This window comes from Micromonospora sp. DT233 (assembly GCF_049841815.1).
In the GTDB taxonomy this organism is placed as follows: Bacteria; Actinomycetota; Actinomycetes; order Mycobacteriales; family Micromonosporaceae; genus Micromonospora.
In genome coordinates, this window is record NZ_JBNCLB010000003.1 from 188,927 (window position 1) to 206,328 (window position 17,402).

At 72.8% G+C, this 17,402-nt stretch carries 11 protein-coding genes; 4 read left to right on the plus strand and 7 right to left on the minus strand.

The genetic code is table 11. The features are described from left to right. Window positions 1-70 precede the first annotated feature (70 nt). Window positions 71-1,474 (plus strand): pectate lyase, encoded by a 1,404-nt coding sequence (locus ACLQ2V_RS08890; protein ID WP_425717915.1) that lies wholly within the window; start codon window positions 71-73, stop codon window positions 1,472-1,474. Between the two features lie 120 nt (window positions 1,475-1,594). Here the strand turns inward: ACLQ2V_RS08890 and ACLQ2V_RS08895 are convergent, their stop codons facing one another. Then, window positions 1,595-2,785 carry a threonine synthase gene (locus tag ACLQ2V_RS08895; protein ID WP_425717916.1) on the minus strand — a complete coding sequence of 397 codons (1,191 nt, stop codon included), beginning with the start codon at window positions 2,783-2,785 and terminating at the stop codon, window positions 1,595-1,597. Window positions 2,786-2,997: 212 nt separating this feature from the next. On the opposite strand from ACLQ2V_RS08895, the gene ACLQ2V_RS08900 reads away from it, so the two are divergent. Further along, a complete protein-coding gene (locus ACLQ2V_RS08900; protein ID WP_425717917.1) occupies window positions 2,998-3,783 on the plus strand; it encodes an aldo/keto reductase in 786 nt (261 codons plus the stop codon). A 58-nt stretch (window positions 3,784-3,841) separates the two neighbouring features. Here the strand turns inward: ACLQ2V_RS08900 and ACLQ2V_RS08905 are convergent, their stop codons facing one another. The 3 genes from ACLQ2V_RS08905 to ACLQ2V_RS08915 form a co-directional block, all read right to left on the minus strand. Next, the gene (locus ACLQ2V_RS08905) at window positions 3,842-6,427 is read right to left on the minus strand and encodes a DUF6493 family protein (RefSeq protein WP_425717918.1); all 2,586 of its coding nucleotides are present in this window, start codon (window positions 6,425-6,427) and stop codon (window positions 3,842-3,844) included. Continuing rightward, entirely contained in the window at window positions 6,424-7,782 is a 1,359-nt protein-coding gene (locus ACLQ2V_RS08910; protein WP_425717919.1) for an SWIM zinc finger family protein, read from the minus strand. Before ACLQ2V_RS08910 ends, ACLQ2V_RS08905 begins: the two co-directional genes overlap by 4 nt. A 333-nt stretch (window positions 7,783-8,115) precedes the next feature. Then, window positions 8,116-9,246, minus strand: a complete 1,131-nt coding sequence (locus ACLQ2V_RS08915; protein WP_425717920.1) for a GH12 family glycosyl hydrolase domain-containing protein — start codon at window positions 9,244-9,246, stop codon at window positions 8,116-8,118. Between the two features lie 338 nt (window positions 9,247-9,584). Between ACLQ2V_RS08915 and ACLQ2V_RS08920 the strand changes: the two genes are divergently transcribed. Together ACLQ2V_RS08920 and ctaD are read left to right on the plus strand one after the other, a co-directional pair. Further along, window positions 9,585-10,691: an FAD-dependent monooxygenase gene (locus ACLQ2V_RS08920; RefSeq protein WP_425718316.1), complete on the plus strand. Its 1,107-nt coding sequence runs from the start codon at window positions 9,585-9,587 to the stop codon at window positions 10,689-10,691. A gap of 177 nt (window positions 10,692-10,868) precedes the next feature. Then, window positions 10,869-12,629: a cytochrome c oxidase subunit I gene (gene ctaD, locus ACLQ2V_RS08925; RefSeq protein WP_425717921.1), complete on the plus strand. Its 1,761-nt coding sequence runs from the start codon at window positions 10,869-10,871 to the stop codon at window positions 12,627-12,629. Window positions 12,630-12,758: 129 nt separating this feature from the next. Here the strand turns inward: ctaD and ACLQ2V_RS08930 are convergent, their stop codons facing one another. Genes ACLQ2V_RS08930 through ACLQ2V_RS08940 form a run of 3 tightly spaced genes read right to left on the minus strand, consistent with a single transcriptional unit; the run spans window position 12,759 to window position 17,356 of the window. After that, entirely contained in the window at window positions 12,759-13,340 is a 582-nt protein-coding gene (locus ACLQ2V_RS08930; RefSeq protein ID WP_425717922.1) for an isochorismatase family protein, read from the minus strand. A 37-nt stretch (window positions 13,341-13,377) separates the two neighbouring features. Continuing rightward, window positions 13,378-14,664: a nicotinate phosphoribosyltransferase gene (locus ACLQ2V_RS08935; protein ID WP_425717923.1), complete on the minus strand. Its 1,287-nt coding sequence runs from the start codon at window positions 14,662-14,664 to the stop codon at window positions 13,378-13,380. Window positions 14,665-14,680: 16 nt separating this feature from the next. Continuing rightward, window positions 14,681-17,356 carry a LuxR C-terminal-related transcriptional regulator gene (locus tag ACLQ2V_RS08940; RefSeq protein WP_425717924.1) on the minus strand — a complete coding sequence of 892 codons (2,676 nt, stop codon included), beginning with the start codon at window positions 17,354-17,356 and terminating at the stop codon, window positions 14,681-14,683. Window positions 17,357-17,402 lie beyond the last annotated feature (46 nt).

Consider the following 17,402-nt stretch of genomic DNA (forward strand, 5'->3'; position numbering starts at 1 on the left):
CGAGCACCCACCCAGGCGTGCCCGCCGCCACCCCCGAGGATCGCCACCACCCCCCTCAAGGAGGACAGAAGTGCAGATTCCACGCGCCAGAACTCGACGCCCGCTGCTCTGGGCGGTGGCGGCCGGGACGACCGCCGCCGCCCTCGCCGCCGGCATGGGCTCCTCCGCCCTCGCGGCCGGCGTCTTCTCCGACAACTTCAACGACGGCGAGGCCTCCGGCTGGTCCAAGTCCGGCGGCACCTGGTCGGTGCTCACCGACGGCTCCGGCGTGCTCAACCAGGCCAGCACCGGCAGCGAGCTGGCCCGGCAGTTCGCCGGCCAGACCGGCTGGACCGACTACCAGGTGCAGGCCCGGGTCAAGCCCACCGGCTTCGGCTCCTCCGCCGGCCTGGTCGGCATCGCCGCCCGCTCCACCAGCAGCACCAAGATGTACCGGCTGGCGCTGCTCGGCTCCGGCCGCGCGGAACTCCAGGCGGTCAACGGCAGCCAGATCGCCGCCATCGGGTCGGCGTCGCTGCCGGTCACCGCCGGCACCTGGTACACGCTGCGGATCGAGACCAGCGGCAGCACCATCCGCGGGTTCGTCAACGGCACCCAGGTCGCCGCCGGCAGCAACGGCCTGGCCGGCTCCGGCCGCATCGGCCTGATCACCGCGTACGCCAGCGGCAGCTTCGACGACGTGGCGGTGGACTCCGGCGGCGGCACCCCGACCACCCCGCCGCCGACGAGCACGCCGCCCCCGACGACCACCCCGCCGCCCAATACCCCGCCGCCGACGACCCCGCCCCCCACCACGCCGCCGCCGACCAGCTGGCCGACGCCCACCAGCAGCCAGAAGGTCGACGCGACCATCCCCGTCTCCGGCACCTTCGACGGCGGGCTGAAGCGGTACTACGGCATCGGCGACGGCGGGCAGTCCGAGAGCCAGGACCCGATGTTCGAGCTGGCCGCCGGCGCCACCCTGAAGAACGTCATCATCGGCGCCCCGGCCGGCGACGGCGTGCACTGCGAGGGCAACTGCACCCTGATCAACGTCTGGTGGGAGGACGTGGGCGAGGACGCGGCCACCTTCCGGGGCGGCACCACGTACACCGTCGACGGGGGCGGCGCGCGCTCCGGCAGCGACAAGGTGTTCCAGCACAACGGCGCGGGCACCGTCTACATCAAGAACTTCCGGGTGGAGAACTCCGGCAAGCTCTACCGGGCGTGCGGCAACTGCTCGACGTCGTACCAGCGGCACGTGGTGCTGGACAACGTCACCGCCACCTCCACCAAGGTCCTGGCCGGGATCAACACCAACTGGGGCGACACCGCCCGGTTCACCAGGATCACCATTCTCAACGACTCCAGCCGCAGCACCCGCATCTGCGTCAAGTACAAGGGCGTGCCGAAGGGCAGCGAGCCGACCGAGATCGGCGAGGGCGCCGACGGCGTCAACTGCCTCTACTCCGCCTCCGACATCACCTACCGGTAGGGGACGGCCGAAGGCCGGCGGGACCCTGAATCGGGCGGACCCCGCCGACCGGCGGGACCCCTCCGAAGGCGGGCCGGGGCGATCGACGATCGCCCCGGCCCGGTCGGGCCGGGGGGACGGTCAGGACAGCACCGGGACCGCCGAGACGTCCACCGTCTCCGGGTACTTCAGGCCCGCGCCGGTGTTGAGCACCACCACCCGCTCGCCGGCCCGGATCCACCCGCCCTCGCGCAGGTGCCGGGCGGCGGTCAGGCAGGCCGCCCCCTCCGGGCAGAGCAGCAGCCCCTCGTCGGCGCCGAAGTCGCGCAGGTCCGCCAGGATCTCCGCGTCGTCGACGGCGAGCGCGGTGCCCGCGCTGGCCCGCAGGGCCGCCAGGATCAGCTCGTCGCCGAGCGGGGCCGGAACGGTGATGCCGAACGCCACCGTGCGCGCGTCCGCCCACGGCTCCGCCCGGGGTTCCCCGGCGGCGAAGGCGCGGACGATCGGCGCGCAGCCGGTCGACTGCACCGCCACCAGCCGGGGCAGCTTGTCGCCGATCCAGCCCAGCTCGCGCAGCTCGTGCATCGCCTTGTGGATGCCGATCAGCCCCACCCCGCCGCCGGTCGGGTAGACGATCACGTCGGGCACCTGCCAGCCGAGCTGCTCGACGATCTCGTACCCCATGGTCTTCTTGCCCTCGAGTCGGTACGGCTCGCGCAGAGTGCCGGCGTCGAAGATCGCGCCGCCCGAGTCGGCCAGCAGCGCCGCGACGTGCCGGCCGGCGTCGCCGATCAGCCCGTCGACCAGCCGCAGGTCGCCACCGGCGGCCAGCACCTCGCGCCGGCAGATGCTCGGCGCGTCCAGCGGCATCACGATGGTCGACCCGATCCCGCCCCGGGCCGCGTACGTGGCCCAGGCCGCGCCCGCGTTGCCGTTGGTCGGCATGGCGATGCGGGCGATGCCGAGCTCCCGGGCCCGGCTCACCCCGACCGCCGCCCCGCGCGCCTTGAACGACCCGGTCGGGATCAGCCCCTCGTCCTTGACGATCAGGTCGGGAATGCCGATCCGGGCGCCGTACGACGGGGCGCGCAGCAGCGGCGTCCAGCCCTCGCCCAGCGTGGTCACGTAGCGAGGGTCGGCCACCGGCAGCAACTCCCGGTAGCGCCACAGGTCGGCCGGGCGCAGGGTGAACCGCTCCGGGGTGACCGCGTGGGCGACCGCCGCGAGGTCGTAGCGGGCCAGCAGCGGCGAGCCGCAGCCGCAGAGGTTCTGCGGCTCGGTCGCCGGATACGACCGCCCGCAGCGCGGGCACTCCAGGTGGGTCAGGTACACGCTGCTCCTCGGGTCTGCGCGCGGTTGCCTGGCCCGCGCTGTCGTCGGTCGCCCCGGGGCCCGCCGGGCGGCTCCCCGGCGGCGGTGCTTCCCGGGCGGACGGCCATGCCCGCATTCTCCGTCGAACCGGCCCGCCGACGCAGCCCGCCGCGTCGTCCGACGGCGGCCTCCCGGCGGGCATGGGCGGCGGGATCGGGGGTAGAACAGCCGTCATGGACGACCTCGACCAGCCCACCGCCCTGCTCCCCGGCGACGTGCGGATGCCGCTGCTCGGCTTCGGCACCTGGCAGGCCACCGGCCAGGCCGGGTACGACGCCGTGCTCGCCGCCCTCGACGCCGGCTACCGGCACCTCGACACCGCCACCATGTACGGCAACGAGGAGGAGGTGGGTCGGGCCGTCAAGGAGAGCGGGCTGCGCCGGGACGACCTCTTCATCACCACGAAGCTCCCGCCGGACCGGGTGGGCCGGGAGCGGGAGACGATCGAGGCGAGCCTGCGGGCGCTCGGCACCGACCACGTCGACCTCTGGCTGATCCACTGGCCGCCGTCCTCGCCGGCCGACAGCGTCCCGGTCTGGCGCGAACTGCTGGCCGCCCGCGACGAGGGGCTGACCCGCGCGGTCGGGGTGAGCAACTACAGCACCGCGCAGCTCGACGAGCTGACCGAGGCCACCGGCGAGACCCCGGCGGTCAACCAGATCCGCTGGAGCCCGGCGCTCTACGACCGGCAGCGGCACACCGAGCACACCGAGCGGGGCGTGGTGCTGGAGGGATACAGCCCGTTCAAGGCCAGCGACCTGTCGGACCCGGTGCTGACCCGGATCGCCGCGGAGCACGGGGTGTCACCGGCCCAGGTGGTGCTGCGCTGGCACATCGACCACGGGATCGTGGTGATCCCGAAGTCGGTCACCCCGGAGCGGATCCGCGCCAACTTCGACGTCTGGGGTTTCGCGCTGACCGCCGAGGAGATGCGCGACATCGATGCCCTGGGCGGCTGATCGGCTCCGGCCCCCGCACCATGTTTCAATGACGAGAATCGAACGGTCGCTCAGGTGTTCATCGGGCCGCTTCGGTCAGGATTCGGCGTAGGCGTCGTGCCTGTTTGATGGTCTGGGAGCTGCCTTTGCGGTCGGCGATGGCGTCTACTTCGGGGATGGCACCGGTCGCGCCGGATCTGCTCGCGCAGTCGGCGCCGAGGGAGAGCAGGGCTCCGAGCCGGCGGGGGACCTCATCTCCACTGAGCAGGCCGGGCAGTGCGCCGGCCAGGATGTTCCAGGCGGTGGCGTGGGCGCCGATGCGGGCGACCTCGGTGAGCAGGTCGAGCACGTCCGCCTTCGGATACCATTCCCTCTGCAGGTGCAGTCGGCCCAGATATTCGCCGCACTGCCTTGCGTCGAGATCCTTGCGGGCGACGAGATGAAGCAGCGCTTCCACCCGGCTGCCCAGGTGACCCCTTGTCAGTGCCGTGGCCAGGAACTGGTAGAACGCCGGCCCGGTCGGACCGTCGGCCGCCGCCAGCAGTGGCACGTCCGGGTCGTAGTGGGAGTCTTCTCGCCAGGCCTTCGTGTGGAGCAGCTGTGCCGCGATGTACTCGCGTACCAGTGGCAACGTGGCGACCCATTGCGGCAGGTCGAGGGGGCGGCCCGCACGGTAGTAGAGCATCGGGTCGGGCAGGTCCTGGGTGATCCGGCCGCCGTTGTGGTGCTTGGTCAGGAGGACGTCCAGTCGCCGGAAGGGGTCGGTGAAGCCGTTCCGCAGGGCGGGCAGGGTCAGGCCGGAGGGCTCCTCGACCACCGTGAGGCCTCCGGAGGACAGCCAGTCGGCGAATCTGCCGCCGTCCGCGGTGCCCAGTCCGGCGGCGGCACCGGAGAGCCGGTGGCGTTGCGGGCCGGGCGGGATCCGCACCCGCAGCAGGGCCTGGTCGAGGTCGGCCGGTCCGGCCGTCACCCCGAGTCTCGCGTACTCGGTCAGCCGCTCCAGCAGGACCTCGGCATCCACCACGCCGGTACGCCAGCCCGGAGCGGACAGCAGGAACGGGGGCGGATCGGTCGTGATGCGGCGCGCGACTTCGAAGACCCGCGCCCGCCAGGCGGCGCGGAACACGCAGTGCCCGCAGTCGGGTGCGAAGCCGGGGTCGTCGGGGGACATCTCGGGAGGCACGACGGGAAGGCTGTCGGTGTCCAGACCGCCGACGAGGATCGCGACGACGATGACGCCGATCCCCGGAACCGGGAAGGGCAGCCCTTCGGGAAAGCTGGGGGACGTCTGCTCCGCGCGGTACTGCCAGGGCCACTGTTTGGCGGGGACGGTCCGCAGCGCCGCGGCCAGGGCCGCCCGGTCCCGGTGGGCGAAACGGACCAGGCCGTCGAGGGCGCGTTCCGACTCGATGGTCGACGTGTAGTGCGCGGCGACGATCGCGACGATCTCGTTGATCAGCTCCGGCAGGGTCTCGGGCGGCGCCGCGGCGCGTTGCGGCGCCGCCACCGGGGGCAACGTCTCCTGGTACGGCGCTTCCGCCCGGTCGCCGTCGGGCCGGCTCGCGCCGAGCGCCGCAGTCGCCTGCTCGCGCAAATCCGGGGTGAGCACGGCGACCGCTTCGACGATCTGGGCACGAACCACCGGATCCGCGGCGCCGATGTGCCGGGCGACCAGCTTCCAGGCCTGCTCCTGCACGGCGTTGTCCTCGTGCCCGAAGGCCACCGTCACCGCTGTCAGCAGCTCACCGGAGCCCTCCGTGCCCAGCTTCAGGGCCTGACCGAGATGCTTGAGCTGCCCGGTCACCAAGTTCTTCTCCGGCCGCGCCAGCACGTCGCGCGACGCGTCCGCCAGGATTTCGGTTCCGAGCCGGCCGGCGTCGATCAACCGGCGCAGTCTCTTCAGGGCGTCGCCGGCGGTCGGCGCATCGGCGTCCGCAGCCAGCCGGGCCCAATCGGCAGCCCGATCCGCGAGTTCATCGTCGGTCAATGCCAGGTGGTCCAGCACGAGCCGGAAGCCGCGTACTTCACTCGGTCGTCCGCCGCGGAACAACCGTCCCACACACTGGTCGATCAGCGCCGCACGGTCGAGCTTTCCGGACTCTGCCATGCTTGCCAGGCCCGTTCCCCATTGGCTTATATAAGCCCCGAAGCCCTCGACCTCCAAGGCGATCGGCACCAGCGTCGGGGCGTCCGGGTCGGTCGGGCCCTTGAAGCAGAGCCGCCGGGCGGCATAGCGGGAGCTGGTCGGCGTCGCACAGCCCGACAGTCGCACCAGGCTCTCCGCCGTGTTGTAGAGATACGCGGCGACCCGCTCACTTTCGTTGTCCATGTTGGCGGCGAGCCGGTGGGCCAGCTCGCCGAGCCAGTCCGGGCCGCGGTCGGTCAGCGTCTGCACTAAATGCAGCGGGAAGTAGTCTCTCGTAAGCCGAATGAACCAGGTCACCCACTGCGCCGCCTGGGCCGGGGTGTCCTGACAGGCCAGGCCGGCGTCCCGGCCCGTGCGGAACGACGTGGTCTCCACCAAGCGCAATCCGCGGAGGAACTTCTTGATGGCGGGCACACACTGGCTCCGCGCCCTGGCGTCCATCTTCTCGATGAGAGTGAGGCTCAGTTCCCTGTCGCCGGCCCGGATCGCTTCGAGCAGCGCCTCGCACTCAATGGTCAACGGTTCTCTCCCTGGGTGGTCATCCGTACCGCCAGTGCGTGTTTGCAGGGGCCACGGCCGCCGCGGTGTCTGACCCACCACTGGCACGTGCACCCCATGACCGCGCGGTGGTGGTCGACGAGGTAGACGTCGTCTCCCGAGCGCACCGACGCCGTCTCGCCGACCATCGTCACGGCCCCTGCCCGCACCAGTTCCCGGGCGTCGCGCAGGCGCGGGTTGTGCAGCTCCGCCTGACCGACGCGATACGGCAGCTCGCGATGGAAGTACGCGGCCTCCGCGGCGTCGTAGCCCACCCGGCCCGCGGTCGCCAGCCGGGTCAGCGCCGAACGCACCCGGTGCGTGGTCAACCCGGCCTGCTGCGCGAGATCACCGACGTCGATCCGAGGCTCCCAGGCCAGCAGCACGGAGATCAGCTCCGCATCGGCCTGCACCTCGTCCGCCGCCAGGGCCTCCAGCACCGCGCCCTCGCCGGAGAATCCGCGTGACACCTGCGGCGACAGCATCAGCGTCAGCCGCATGCCGGTTAGCGTCACTTCCCAGGCGCTGGCCACCGGTGGGCTGCCCGCAGCGACCGCCGGACCGTACAGCCGGAGGGTCCGAGCGTGTCGTAGTACGCGATTGAGTGTCGCCAGCCGGCCGGGCCCGGGAAGGCAGACGGCGCCCGGAGCCGGGCCGGTCGTCGTTCTCAGGGTCTGCCCGATGGGTAGGACCCAGAGGTCGGGTGCCCGGCCGCGGGTCGGCAGGGACCGCAGGAACCGCGCCGCGTCGCCGGCCGGCACCTCCGCACGCAGGTCGAACGCCGAGGCGATCACCTGCGTTTCCGCGAAGCCGCGCAGCCAGCGCTGCGGAAGGGGCACCTTCTTCTCGACGAGCGGTCCGTCGAGGGTGGTGACGGCGAGCTCGTCCGGGCCGACCCGCAGGTACAGCGGGTCATTGGCCTGGATCCGCGACAGCGCGATGCGAAGCGGGGTGTTGACGTCGACGTTGGTCGTGCCTTCACCGATTTCGCCGCCGTCGAGACCCTCGCCGAGGATGTCCAGTCGCGCATACACCCCGCAACAGCCCGAGAAGGATTCGAAGCGCAGCCGGTCGCCGTTTCCGGTGACCACAGGATCGAGGGAGCTCTTCAGCGTCGGCTGGTAATAGCGGGTGGCGGCGACGTCGGCCACGGCGAGCAGCCCGGAGGCGGCGACCCGAGGCTCGGCGAGAAAGCCGGAGAAGAAACCGGGATTCGCCTCGGCCCCCTTCGGTGTCCTACCGCCGGAGGTCTCCAGGCCGACAACCTTGCTCTCGCGCCCGGAGTACACCTCGGAAGGCCGGAGATACGAGAATGCCTGCGCTGTCTGCGTCACCACGTGACCGCCCCGGGCGCGTACGCCCGACGCCGAGGGCGAGTGCATGTTCGAGGGCGGTGTCGCACGGCGGGTCCTTACCGTCTGTGGGATCGGGTGATGGCGGCCTGCGGCAGCAACGCGAGCGGCCGTTCATCCGACGGATGAACAGCCGGGAGAGTCGAATGTCGATGCTTGTCGAGCCAGTGTAGAGAGCGCTCTTCAGCCACTCCGAGCGGGGCCGTCGACCAGATCCGCGAGCTCCCGCAATCCGAAGCCGGGCCGCCGGTGGGGCGAGCAATCGGTGATCGGGCGGGGGTGGTGGCCGGCGTGCCACCACCCCCGCGCCGGGTGGGGTCAGCGTCGGGTGCAGGTCTGGCCGTTGAGGGTGAAGTTGGTCGGCGACGAGTACGTCCCGCTCAGCGTCCCCTGGTAGCCGAAGCTGGCCGTGCCGCCCGGGGCGAGCGTCCCGTTGTGGCCGATGTTGCGCGCGGTTACCGCCGATCCGCTCTGGGTCACCGTGGCGTTCCACGAGCCGGTGATCTGCTGCCCGGACGGCAGGGTGTACGCCAGGGTCCACCCGTTGATCGTCGACGAGCCGGTGTTGGTGATCTGCACGTCGGCGGTGAAGCCGTTGTTCCACGAGCTCGGCGTGTACTTCACCGCGCAGCCGCTGCCCCCGGGCGGGGGAGTGGTGGTCGGCGGCGGGGTGGTGGGGTTGCCGCCACCGCCGGTGTTCACCGACTGGGAGAAGGAGTTGACCGCCAGCCCCGCGCCGCCCTGCCACGGCTCGAAGCCGGCCTGGATGCTGGTCAGGTACCACGAGTTGGTGATCGCGCCCCGGTTGCGGGTGTCGGCGATGAAGTCCAGCACGTCGAAGCTCAGGCTGCTGATCGCCGACGGGGCCACGTACGAGATGACGTTGTTGCCGCCGTTGTTGCCGCGCCAGACCTCCCAGCTGCGGCCGGCGATGTTGGCGTTGCCCACCGGCGAGCCGATCGGCTGGATCGAGCCCTGCCGGTTGAACCAGATCATGATCTCCATCTGGTTCACCCCGTCCCGCTTCGGCGACGGGTCCAGCCAGATGTCGTACGCGGCGTCGTAGATCGCGCCGCCGACGTAGGTGTAGTTGATGCTGCTGGGCGCGCTGCTGATCTGGCTCACCTGCACGGGCAGGTTGGTGCCGGGGGAGCAGTTGGTGTAGTGGCAACCCACGAAGATCGACGGGTACGACACCGGGGCGCCGTTGGTCGGGGCCGAGCCGCGCTGGCTGGTGATGCTGAAACCGCTGCCGGTGACGTTGAGGCACTGCTGCTCGGTGGTGCCCCAGCGGTTGTTCTGCACGACGTACTTTCCGCCGATCACGGTCGAGCCGTACTGCTCGCAGATCTGGGTGTCGGCGGAGGCGGTCCCGCCGAGGGCGACGGCGACGAGCGTGCCGGCGGCGAGCAGGCCGGCGGCCGCCAGGGCGCGGAGTGGACGCTTCATGATGCTCCTTGGCTTCGGGCGTCGGAACGGTCCGGAGGTGCTGCGGGAGCGCTCCCAAGCACCACGAACACATTCACATGCCTGAAACTCTTCCGCAACCGGGCCGGCCGCCTTTTCGCCCCGGGCCGCATTCGCCGGCCCGCACCGCCCCCCGGCCTGCACCCGCCCGACGGGCTCCGGCGCCCGGCCCGCGCCCGGCCCGGCGGGCCCCCGCCCGTCGCCGCGCCCCGGCGGCCGGTGACCCGCCCGGGGCGGACGGCTCTGGCGTGCGCCGATCGCACCTAGTAGTGTCTTGCCTCCAGCGCGTGCCGCACCCCCCTCCGGAGGCGTACACCACGATGGGTGGCTCCCCCCTGCGCATCCTCGTCGTCGGCGCGGGCATCGCCGGCCTGGCCGTGGCCCGGGCGCTGCGGCTGGCGGGTTTCCGACCCGACGTGACCGAGAAGCGCCCCGCGTCCGGCCTCGTCGACACCGGCCTCTACCTGCCCGGCAACGCCGCGCGGGCGCTGCGCCGGCTGGACCTCGACGGCCCGGTACGCCCCCTCGGGCAGGTCATCCACCGGCAGTGCTTCCTCGACGCCGCCGGCGCGCCGCTCTGCGAGGTCGACCTCGACGGGCTCTGGGGCACCGTCGGCGACTGCCGCGCGCTGCCCTGGTCGGAGCTGCACCGGGTGCTGCTCACCGGCGCCGGCGGCGCGGTCCGCCACGGCGCGGAGGTCTCCGGCGTCGAGCTGCTGCCCGCCGCCGTCGGCGTCACCTTCGCCGACGGGACCACCGCCGAGTACGACCTGGTCGTCGGCGCGGACGGCCCCCGCTCGGCGGTCCGCTCGCTGGCCGCGCTGGGCGGGCCGCCCCGGCCGGCCGGTCAGGTGGTCTACCGGGCCATCGTCCGCGACGGCCCCCGGGTCGCCGAGTGGACCGCGCTGCTCGGCCAGCGGGCCGGCTTCCTCGTCGTGCCGCTCGGCGCGGGGAGGCTGCACTGCTACGCCGACGAGGCGGGCAGCGTGGTGCCGGCCGACCCGCAGGCCCGGCTCCGCGAGCTCTTCGGCGGCTACGGCGGGCCCGTGCCGGAGGTGCTGGAGGCGCTGGAGCGGGTGCACGTGGGCACCACCGAGGAGGTGGAGCTGGGGCGCTGGTCGCGCGGGCGGGTGCTGCTCGTCGGCGACGCCGCGCACGCCACCGCCCCGACGCTGTCACAGGGCGCGGCGCTGGCGCTGGAGGACGCCGTGGTGCTGGCCGACTCGCTGAAGGCGGCCGAGAGCGTCGAGGCGGCCCTGGCCGCGTACGAGAGCCGCCGCCGGCCGCGTACCCGCTGGGTGCGCGACCGGACCCGGGACCGCAACCGCACCCGCGACGTGCCGCCGGCGCTGCGCGACCCGCTGCTGCGCGGGCGCGGCGAGCGAATCTTCGGCGAGCACTACCGGTTGCTGGTGGACCCGCTCTGACCGGCGTCGGTCGACCCGCTCCGACGGGCGCGCGAGCGCCCGGACCACGGCGGCGGGCATCGTAGCCCGCCACCCCACGCAGCACCCCCACCTGCCGGGGACTATCCTCCCTACGGATGACGGCCCGCCGCTGAATCGCGCGTGCCGAGCGGGACAACCCAGAACCGGAGGCCACTCGTGACCACCGTCGCACCCAAGCCGGTCGTGACCCGGCCCTGGCCGGTCCGAGAGCCGGTCAAGGGGTCGGCACTCGCGCGGCTGCTGCGCACCACGGACGCGAAGCAGATCGGGATCATGTACATGGTCACCGCGTTCGTGTTCTTCATGATCGGTGGCCTGATGGCCCTGGTCATGCGGGCCGAGCTGGCCCGCCCGGGGATGCAGTTCCTCTCTCCGGAGCAGTACAACCAGCTCTTCACCATGCACGGCACGATCATGCTGCTGTTCTTCGCGACGCCGATCGTGTTCGCCTTCGCGAACTACATCGTGCCGCTGCAGATCGGCGCCCCGGACGTGTCGTTCCCGCGGCTGAACGCCTTCGCCTACTGGCTGTTCCTGTTCGGTGGCACGCTCGCCACCGCCGGGTTCCTCACCCCCGGTGGCGCGGCCGACTTCGGCTGGACGGCGTACGCCCCGCTGAGCCTGGCCGAGCACTCGCCGGGCGTCGGCGCGAACATGTGGGTCGTCGGCCTGGTCATCTCCGGCCTCGGCACGATCCTCGGCGCGGTCAACCTGATCACCACGATCCTGACCCTGCGCGCGCCCGGCATGACCATGTTCCGGATGCCGATCTTCACCTGGAACATGCTGGTCACCAGCCTGCTGGTGATCTTGGTGTTCCCGCTGCTGGCCGCCGCGCTCCTCGCGGTCGCCTCGGACCGGCTGCTCGGCTCGCACGTGTACGACCCGGCCACCGGCGGGCCGATGCTCTTCCAGCACCTCTTCTGGTTCTTCGGCCACCCCGAGGTGTACGTCATCGCGCTGCCGTTCTTCGGCATCATCTCCGAGGTCATCCCGGTCTTCTCCCGCAAGCCGATCTTCGGCTACAAGGGTCTGGTCGCCGCGACCATCACCATCGCCGCCCTGTCGATGAGCGTCTGGGCGCACCACATGTTCGCCACCGGCCAGGTGCTGCTGCCGTTCTTCAGCTTCCTGAGCTACCTGATCGCCGTGCCGACCGGCATGAAGTTCTTCAACTGGATCGGCACCATGTGGCGGGGCCAGGTCACCTTCGAGACGCCGATGCTCTTCGCCATCGGCTTCCTGGTGACCTTCCTCTTCGGTGGCCTGACCGGCGTGCTGCTGGCCAGCCCGCCGCTGGACTTCCACCTGCACGACTCGTACTTCGTGGTGGCGCACTTCCACTACGTGCTCTTCGGCACGATCGTGTTCGCCGTCTTCTCCGGCATCTACTTCTGGTTCCCGAAGATGTTCGGTCGGATGCTCGACGAGCGGCTCGGCAAGATCCACTTCTGGCTGACGATGATCGGCTTCCACACCACGTTCCTGGTGCAGCACTGGCTGGGCAACGAGGGCATGCCCCGCCGGTACGCCGACTACCTGCCCAGCGACGGCTTCACCACGCTGAACATGATCTCCACTGTCGGCGCGTTCATCACCGGCATCTCGACCCTGCCGTTCATCTGGAACTGCTGGAAGTCGTACAAGACCGGCCCGGTGGTCGAGGTGGACGACCCCTGGGGCCACGGCAACTCGCTGGAGTGGGCGACCAGCTCGCCGCCCCCGCTGCGCAACTTCGACCGGATGCCCCGGATCCGCTCCGAGCGCCCGGCCTTCGACGCGAAGTTCCCGGAGCTGGCCGCCGGCGGGCAGAGCCTGGCCGGCCCGCCGGAGGGTGGTGCCAAGCCGCTGACCAGCGAGTCCAACGGTGGCGCCAGCTACCAGGAGGACACCGCCAGCAACGCCGACCAGCGCTGAGAAACTGATCGACCGCACGACGGGCGCCGCACCCCACCGGGGTACGGCGCCCGTTGCCATGTGCGGCATGTTGCGGATCGTATGCCGGGGATTCGCGCGATGTCCGCACACGAAGTTGATCAAGCGCCCTCAGGCGGACCGGAGCACCGGCTCGCCTTCCAGGGTCACCCCGGCACCCTCCATGGCGCGCAGCGCCACGTCCAGGGTGGCCGGGGCCACGGCGGCGGTCAGGTCCAGCAGCACGGTGGTGGCGAAGCCCTCCCGGGCGGCGTCCAGCGCGGTGGCTCGGACGCAGTGGTCGGTGGCGACCCCGACCACGTCCACCCGCTCCACCCCCCGGGCGCGCAGCCACTCGGCCAGGGACTGGCCGTCGTCGGTGTGCCCCTCGAAGCCGGAGTACGCCGCCGCGTGCTCGCCCTTGTGGAAGATCGCCTCCACCCGGTCGACGGCCAGCCGGGGGTGGAACTCGGAGCCGGGGGTGCCCACCACGCAGTGCACCGGCCAGGAGTCGACGTAGTCCGGCGGGTTGCCGAAGTGCGCCCCCGGGTCGACGTGGTAGTCCTTCGTCGCCACCACGTGCGCCCAGCGGTCGGGCTCGGTGGCCAGCAGCCGGGAGACCCCGGCGGCGACGTCGGCGCCCCCGGCCACCGCGAGGGAACCGCCCTCGCAGAAGTCGTTCTGCACGTCGACGATGATGAGTGCGTTGCCCATGTCAGGGATGCTCCTTCGCGATGCGAGCGGTGGATAGTCAGCCGGCCGGGACGACGGTCACCGGGACGGCCGGGTCACCGGCGGAGAGCTTCAGGCCCTCCCACGGAATCGAGATCAGGCACTGCCGCAGGTGCTCCCGCGACTCGTCCAGCGTCGGCAGCGCGACCGGCTCGCCGCCGACCACGTACGACCGCTGGAGCAGCCGGTCGTGCGGCCGGCGCTCCGGCACGCCCTGCGAGACGACGACCTCCTCGGTGGCGGTTCCGGTCGGCTTGTGCCGGCGGACGGCGACCTTGCGCCCGCCGATGGTGGCCTTGTGCTCGGAGCGCTTCACCACCGGCCGCCCCGCCACCTCGACCAGCTTGTAGACCAGGCCGGCGGTGGGCGCGCCGGAGCCGGTGACCACGGCCGTGCCCGCGCCGTACATGTCGACCGGCTCGGCGGCGAGCGTGGCGATGGCGTACTCGTCGAGGTCACCCGAGACGATGATCTTCGTCTCGGTGGCGCCGAGCGAGTCGAGCAGCTCCCGGGACTGCTGGGCGATGACCGTCAGGTCGCCGGAGTCGATCCGGACCGCGCGCAGCTCCGGCCCGGCGACGGCGATCGCGTTGCGGATGCCCTGGCTGATGTCGTACGTGTCGACCAGCAGCGTCGTCTCCTTGCCCAGCGTGGCGACCTGCGAGGCGAACGCCGCCCGCTCGTCGTCGTGCAGCAGCGTGAACGCGTGCGCGGCGGTGCCGGCGGTGGGCACGCCGTACCGTTCGCCGGCGGCGAGGTTGGAGGTGAACCGGAACCCGGCCAGGTAGGCGGCCCGCGCCGCGGCGACCGCCGCCTCCTCGTGGGCCCGCCGGGAGCCCATCTCGATCAACGCGCGGCCCCGGGCCGCGGTGACCATCCGGGCGGCGGCGGCGGCCACCGCGCAGTCGTGGTTGAGCACCGAGAGGATCAGCGTCTCCAGCACCACGCACTCGGCGAAGCCGCCGGAGACGGTGAGGATGGGGGAGCCGGGGAAGAACAGCTCGCCCTCGGCGTACCCGTCGAGGTCGCCGGTGAAGCGGTAGCCGGCCAGCCACTCGGCGGCGGCGTCGTCGACGACGCCGGTGCGGCGCAGGAAGTCGACCTCGTCGGCGGTGAAGCGGAAGTCACGGATCAGATCGATCAACCGGCCGGTGCCGGCGACCACGCCGTAGCGACGCCCGGTGGGCAGCCGGCGGCTGAAGACCTCGAAGACGCACGGACGGTCGGCGGTGCCGTCGCGCAGGGCGGCGCTGACCATGGTCAGCTCGTAGTGGTCGGTCAGCAGTGCGGGGCGAAAGGTGCTCACCTGGCCAGCCTAGGGTTCAGCGGCCCGACCCGCCCTCCTGCCCCGGCAACGACCGCAGGGCGGAGCGCAGCTCGGCCCGCCCGGTCACCCCGAGCTTGCGGTAGACGTGCTGCAGGTGGTTCTCCACGGTGCGGCTGGACAGGAAGAGCCGCTCGCCGATGGCCCGGCTCGTCACGCCCCGCGCCGCGAGCCGGGCGACCTCCCACTCCCGGTCGCTGAGGGCGGGCCGACGCAGCCGCAGCGCCGGGGTGTCGACGTGGTCGCAGCGGCCGAGCAGTTCGCCGAGGCGCTCGTGGGCCTCGGCCGCCGCGCCGGATCGGCGCAACCGCAGCCGGTGGGCCGCCGCCGCGGTCGCCTCGGCGGCGTAGAGCCGCAGGTCCAGCTCGGCGAAGCCGTCGGCCACCGCGAACAACTCGTCGGTGTGGTCGTCGACGCAGGCCCGCGCGTACCGGGCCAGCAGCGGCGGCAGCGGGCCGTCGACCCGCTCGGAGAGCTCGGTCAGCCGCTGGGCCACCGTCCGCCGGCCCCCGTCGGTGCAGGTCGGCCCGACCGGCGCGGCGGCGGCGTCCAGCCGGACCAGGTCGTGCAGGACCAACACCTCGTGGCCGGCGAAGCCGTCGTCGCGGAGCCGGTCGGCCAGGTCGACCAGGTGCTTGACGGCTGCTCCCGAATCGCCGCCGGCGGCCAGCACCGCGCCACGGGCCTGCTCCAGCCACGGGTAGAGCACCGCCATCCCCGGTGCGTGCGTGCGGTCCGCCTCGGCCATCGCCTCGGCGGCGTGCCCGCTGTCGCCCCGCAGCGCCGCCGCCTGGGCCCGCTCGGCGTGCGCCAGGCCCGCGTACACCCGGCTGGTGGCCAGCACCGCGCACGCGCCGAGGCTCGTCTTCAGCGCCGCGCCGCTGCGGCCGCGCAGCCGTGCCGCGTACGCCCTGAGGATGGCCAGGTAGCCGGTGCCGAGCCGGAAGTCGCCCGCCCCGGCCAGGTCGGCGAACTCGTCAGCCACGATCGCGTCGATGCCGGCCAGGTCGCCGACGAGGGCGAGCCGCGTGCCCCGGGCCAGCTCCAGGGCGAGTTGCAGGTAGGGCATGTCGCCACGCCAGTGGGTCACCTCGGCCTGCACCCGGTCGATCGCCGCGCCGCTGCGGTCGAGCTGCCCCTGGGCGGCCTGGAGATGGGCCAGCGTGCACCGGGCGAGCTCGCGGGCGCTCAGCCCGGCGGCGGGGCGGTCCAGCACCGCCTCGGCCAGCCGCGCCGCCCGCGTGGCGTCCAGTCGGTGCAGCCGCATGATCGCCTCGAAGGCGTGCACCCGGGCCTGGTCGGTGGCGTCGGGCAGCTCGGCGCCCCGCGCCGCGATCTCGTCCACCGTGGACTCGTCGCTGAGCCCCCAGTAGCTGACCATGCCCCGCACCGTGAGCCACCGGCTGCGCCGGCCCGGCCCCGCCGCGTCGCCGGCCACCGCGTCGAGCATCGTGAGGGCCTCCTGCGGCCGGTCGGCGAACATCAGGATGGTGGCCAGCAGCTCTGCGGCGTCGAAGCCGCCGTCGGCGTCCAGCGCCGCGCGGGCCAGCCGGGTCGCCAACGGCACGTCGTAGCGGGTGAACGCCTGCGCCGCCGCGCCGAGCAGCAGCGCCGCGTCCTGCGCGGTGCCGGAGTCCAGCCGCCACACCGCCACCCGCAGCAGGTCGTCGCGGCGGCGCGTGCCCACCGCCTGCGCCAGCTCGGCCAGCCGGGCCCGCAACCGCCGGGTGCGGCTGACCGGGCAGCGCCGCCGCATCATCTCGCCGTAGAGCGGGTGGGCCAGCCGCACGTCCGTGCGCCGGTCGGTGGTCTCCACCGTGATCAGGCCGCGTTCCTCGGCGAGCTCCACGTCGGAGGGCACCACCGCCTGGTTGAGCAGGTGCAGCCCGAGCGGCTCGCCGAAGGCGACCAGCTCCAGCACCGCGCGGACCCCGGGCGTGAGCTGCCCGATCCGGGTGTCGATCAGCTCGGTGAGGGTGGGTGCCAACGTCAGCCGGCCGGTCCACCGCCACATCCCGTACGGGCGGCTCAGCTCGCTCGGCGGGGCGGCCATGACCAGCTCGCGCAGCAGCAGCGGATTGCCGCCGGAGAGCTGCCACAGCCGGTCGGCGGAACAGGGGTCCACGGGGCCCTTGGTGATCGCGGCGAGCAGGTCGGTGGTGTCGGCGAGCCCCAGCGGGGCCAACTCGACGTGGTCCACCAGACCGTCGGTCCACAGTGCCCGGATGGGCAGCGGGAGCTGCTCGCCGTCGCGGAGCGTCCCGATCACGGTGGCGTTCTCGGCGCGGCAGATCAGGTGCACCAGCGCCGCCGACGGCGGGTCGAGCAGATGCGCGTCGTCGACTGCCAGCACGATGCGCCGCCCGGCGGCGCGCTGTTGCAGCTGGTCCACCGCCCAGCGCAGCACGCCCGCCGGGGAGAGCCCCTGCGGCTGCTCGGCGGGGAGCACCTGGACCAGCCCGCCGAACGGCAGCGCCGCCGTGGTGGCGCTGGCCGAGACCGACCAGACGGCGTGCCCGTCGGTGGGGACTGCGGCCAGGGCCTCGCGCAGCAGCCGGCTCTTGCCGACGCCGGCGGAGCCGCCGTAGAACAGCCCCCGCTCGTCGGCCCCCGTCGCCGCCGCGAGCAGGCGGTCGAGCTCGGCCCTGCGGCCGACGAACTCCCACCGACTCATCGGCGCAGCATATCGATCGGGAGCCGGGCGTGTGCGCGCCGTCACG

Bases quoted from the DNA above. Each gene is read 5' to 3' on its own strand.
- ACLQ2V_RS08915 (WP_425717920.1), bottom strand. From the start codon at position 9,246: ATGAAGCGTCCACTCCGCGCCCTGGCGGCCGCCGGCCTGCTCGCCGCC.
- ACLQ2V_RS08920 (WP_425718316.1), top strand. From the start codon at position 9,585: ATGGGTGGCTCCCCCCTGCGCATCCTCGTCGTCGGCGCGGGCATCGCC.
- ACLQ2V_RS08900 (WP_425717917.1), top strand. From the start codon at position 2,998: ATGGACGACCTCGACCAGCCCACCGCCCTGCTCCCCGGCGACGTGCGG.
- ACLQ2V_RS08930 (WP_425717922.1), bottom strand. From the start codon at position 13,340: ATGGGCAACGCACTCATCATCGTCGACGTGCAGAACGACTTCTGCGAG.
- ACLQ2V_RS08940 (WP_425717924.1), bottom strand. From the start codon at position 17,356: ATGAGTCGGTGGGAGTTCGTCGGCCGCAGGGCCGAGCTCGACCGCCTG.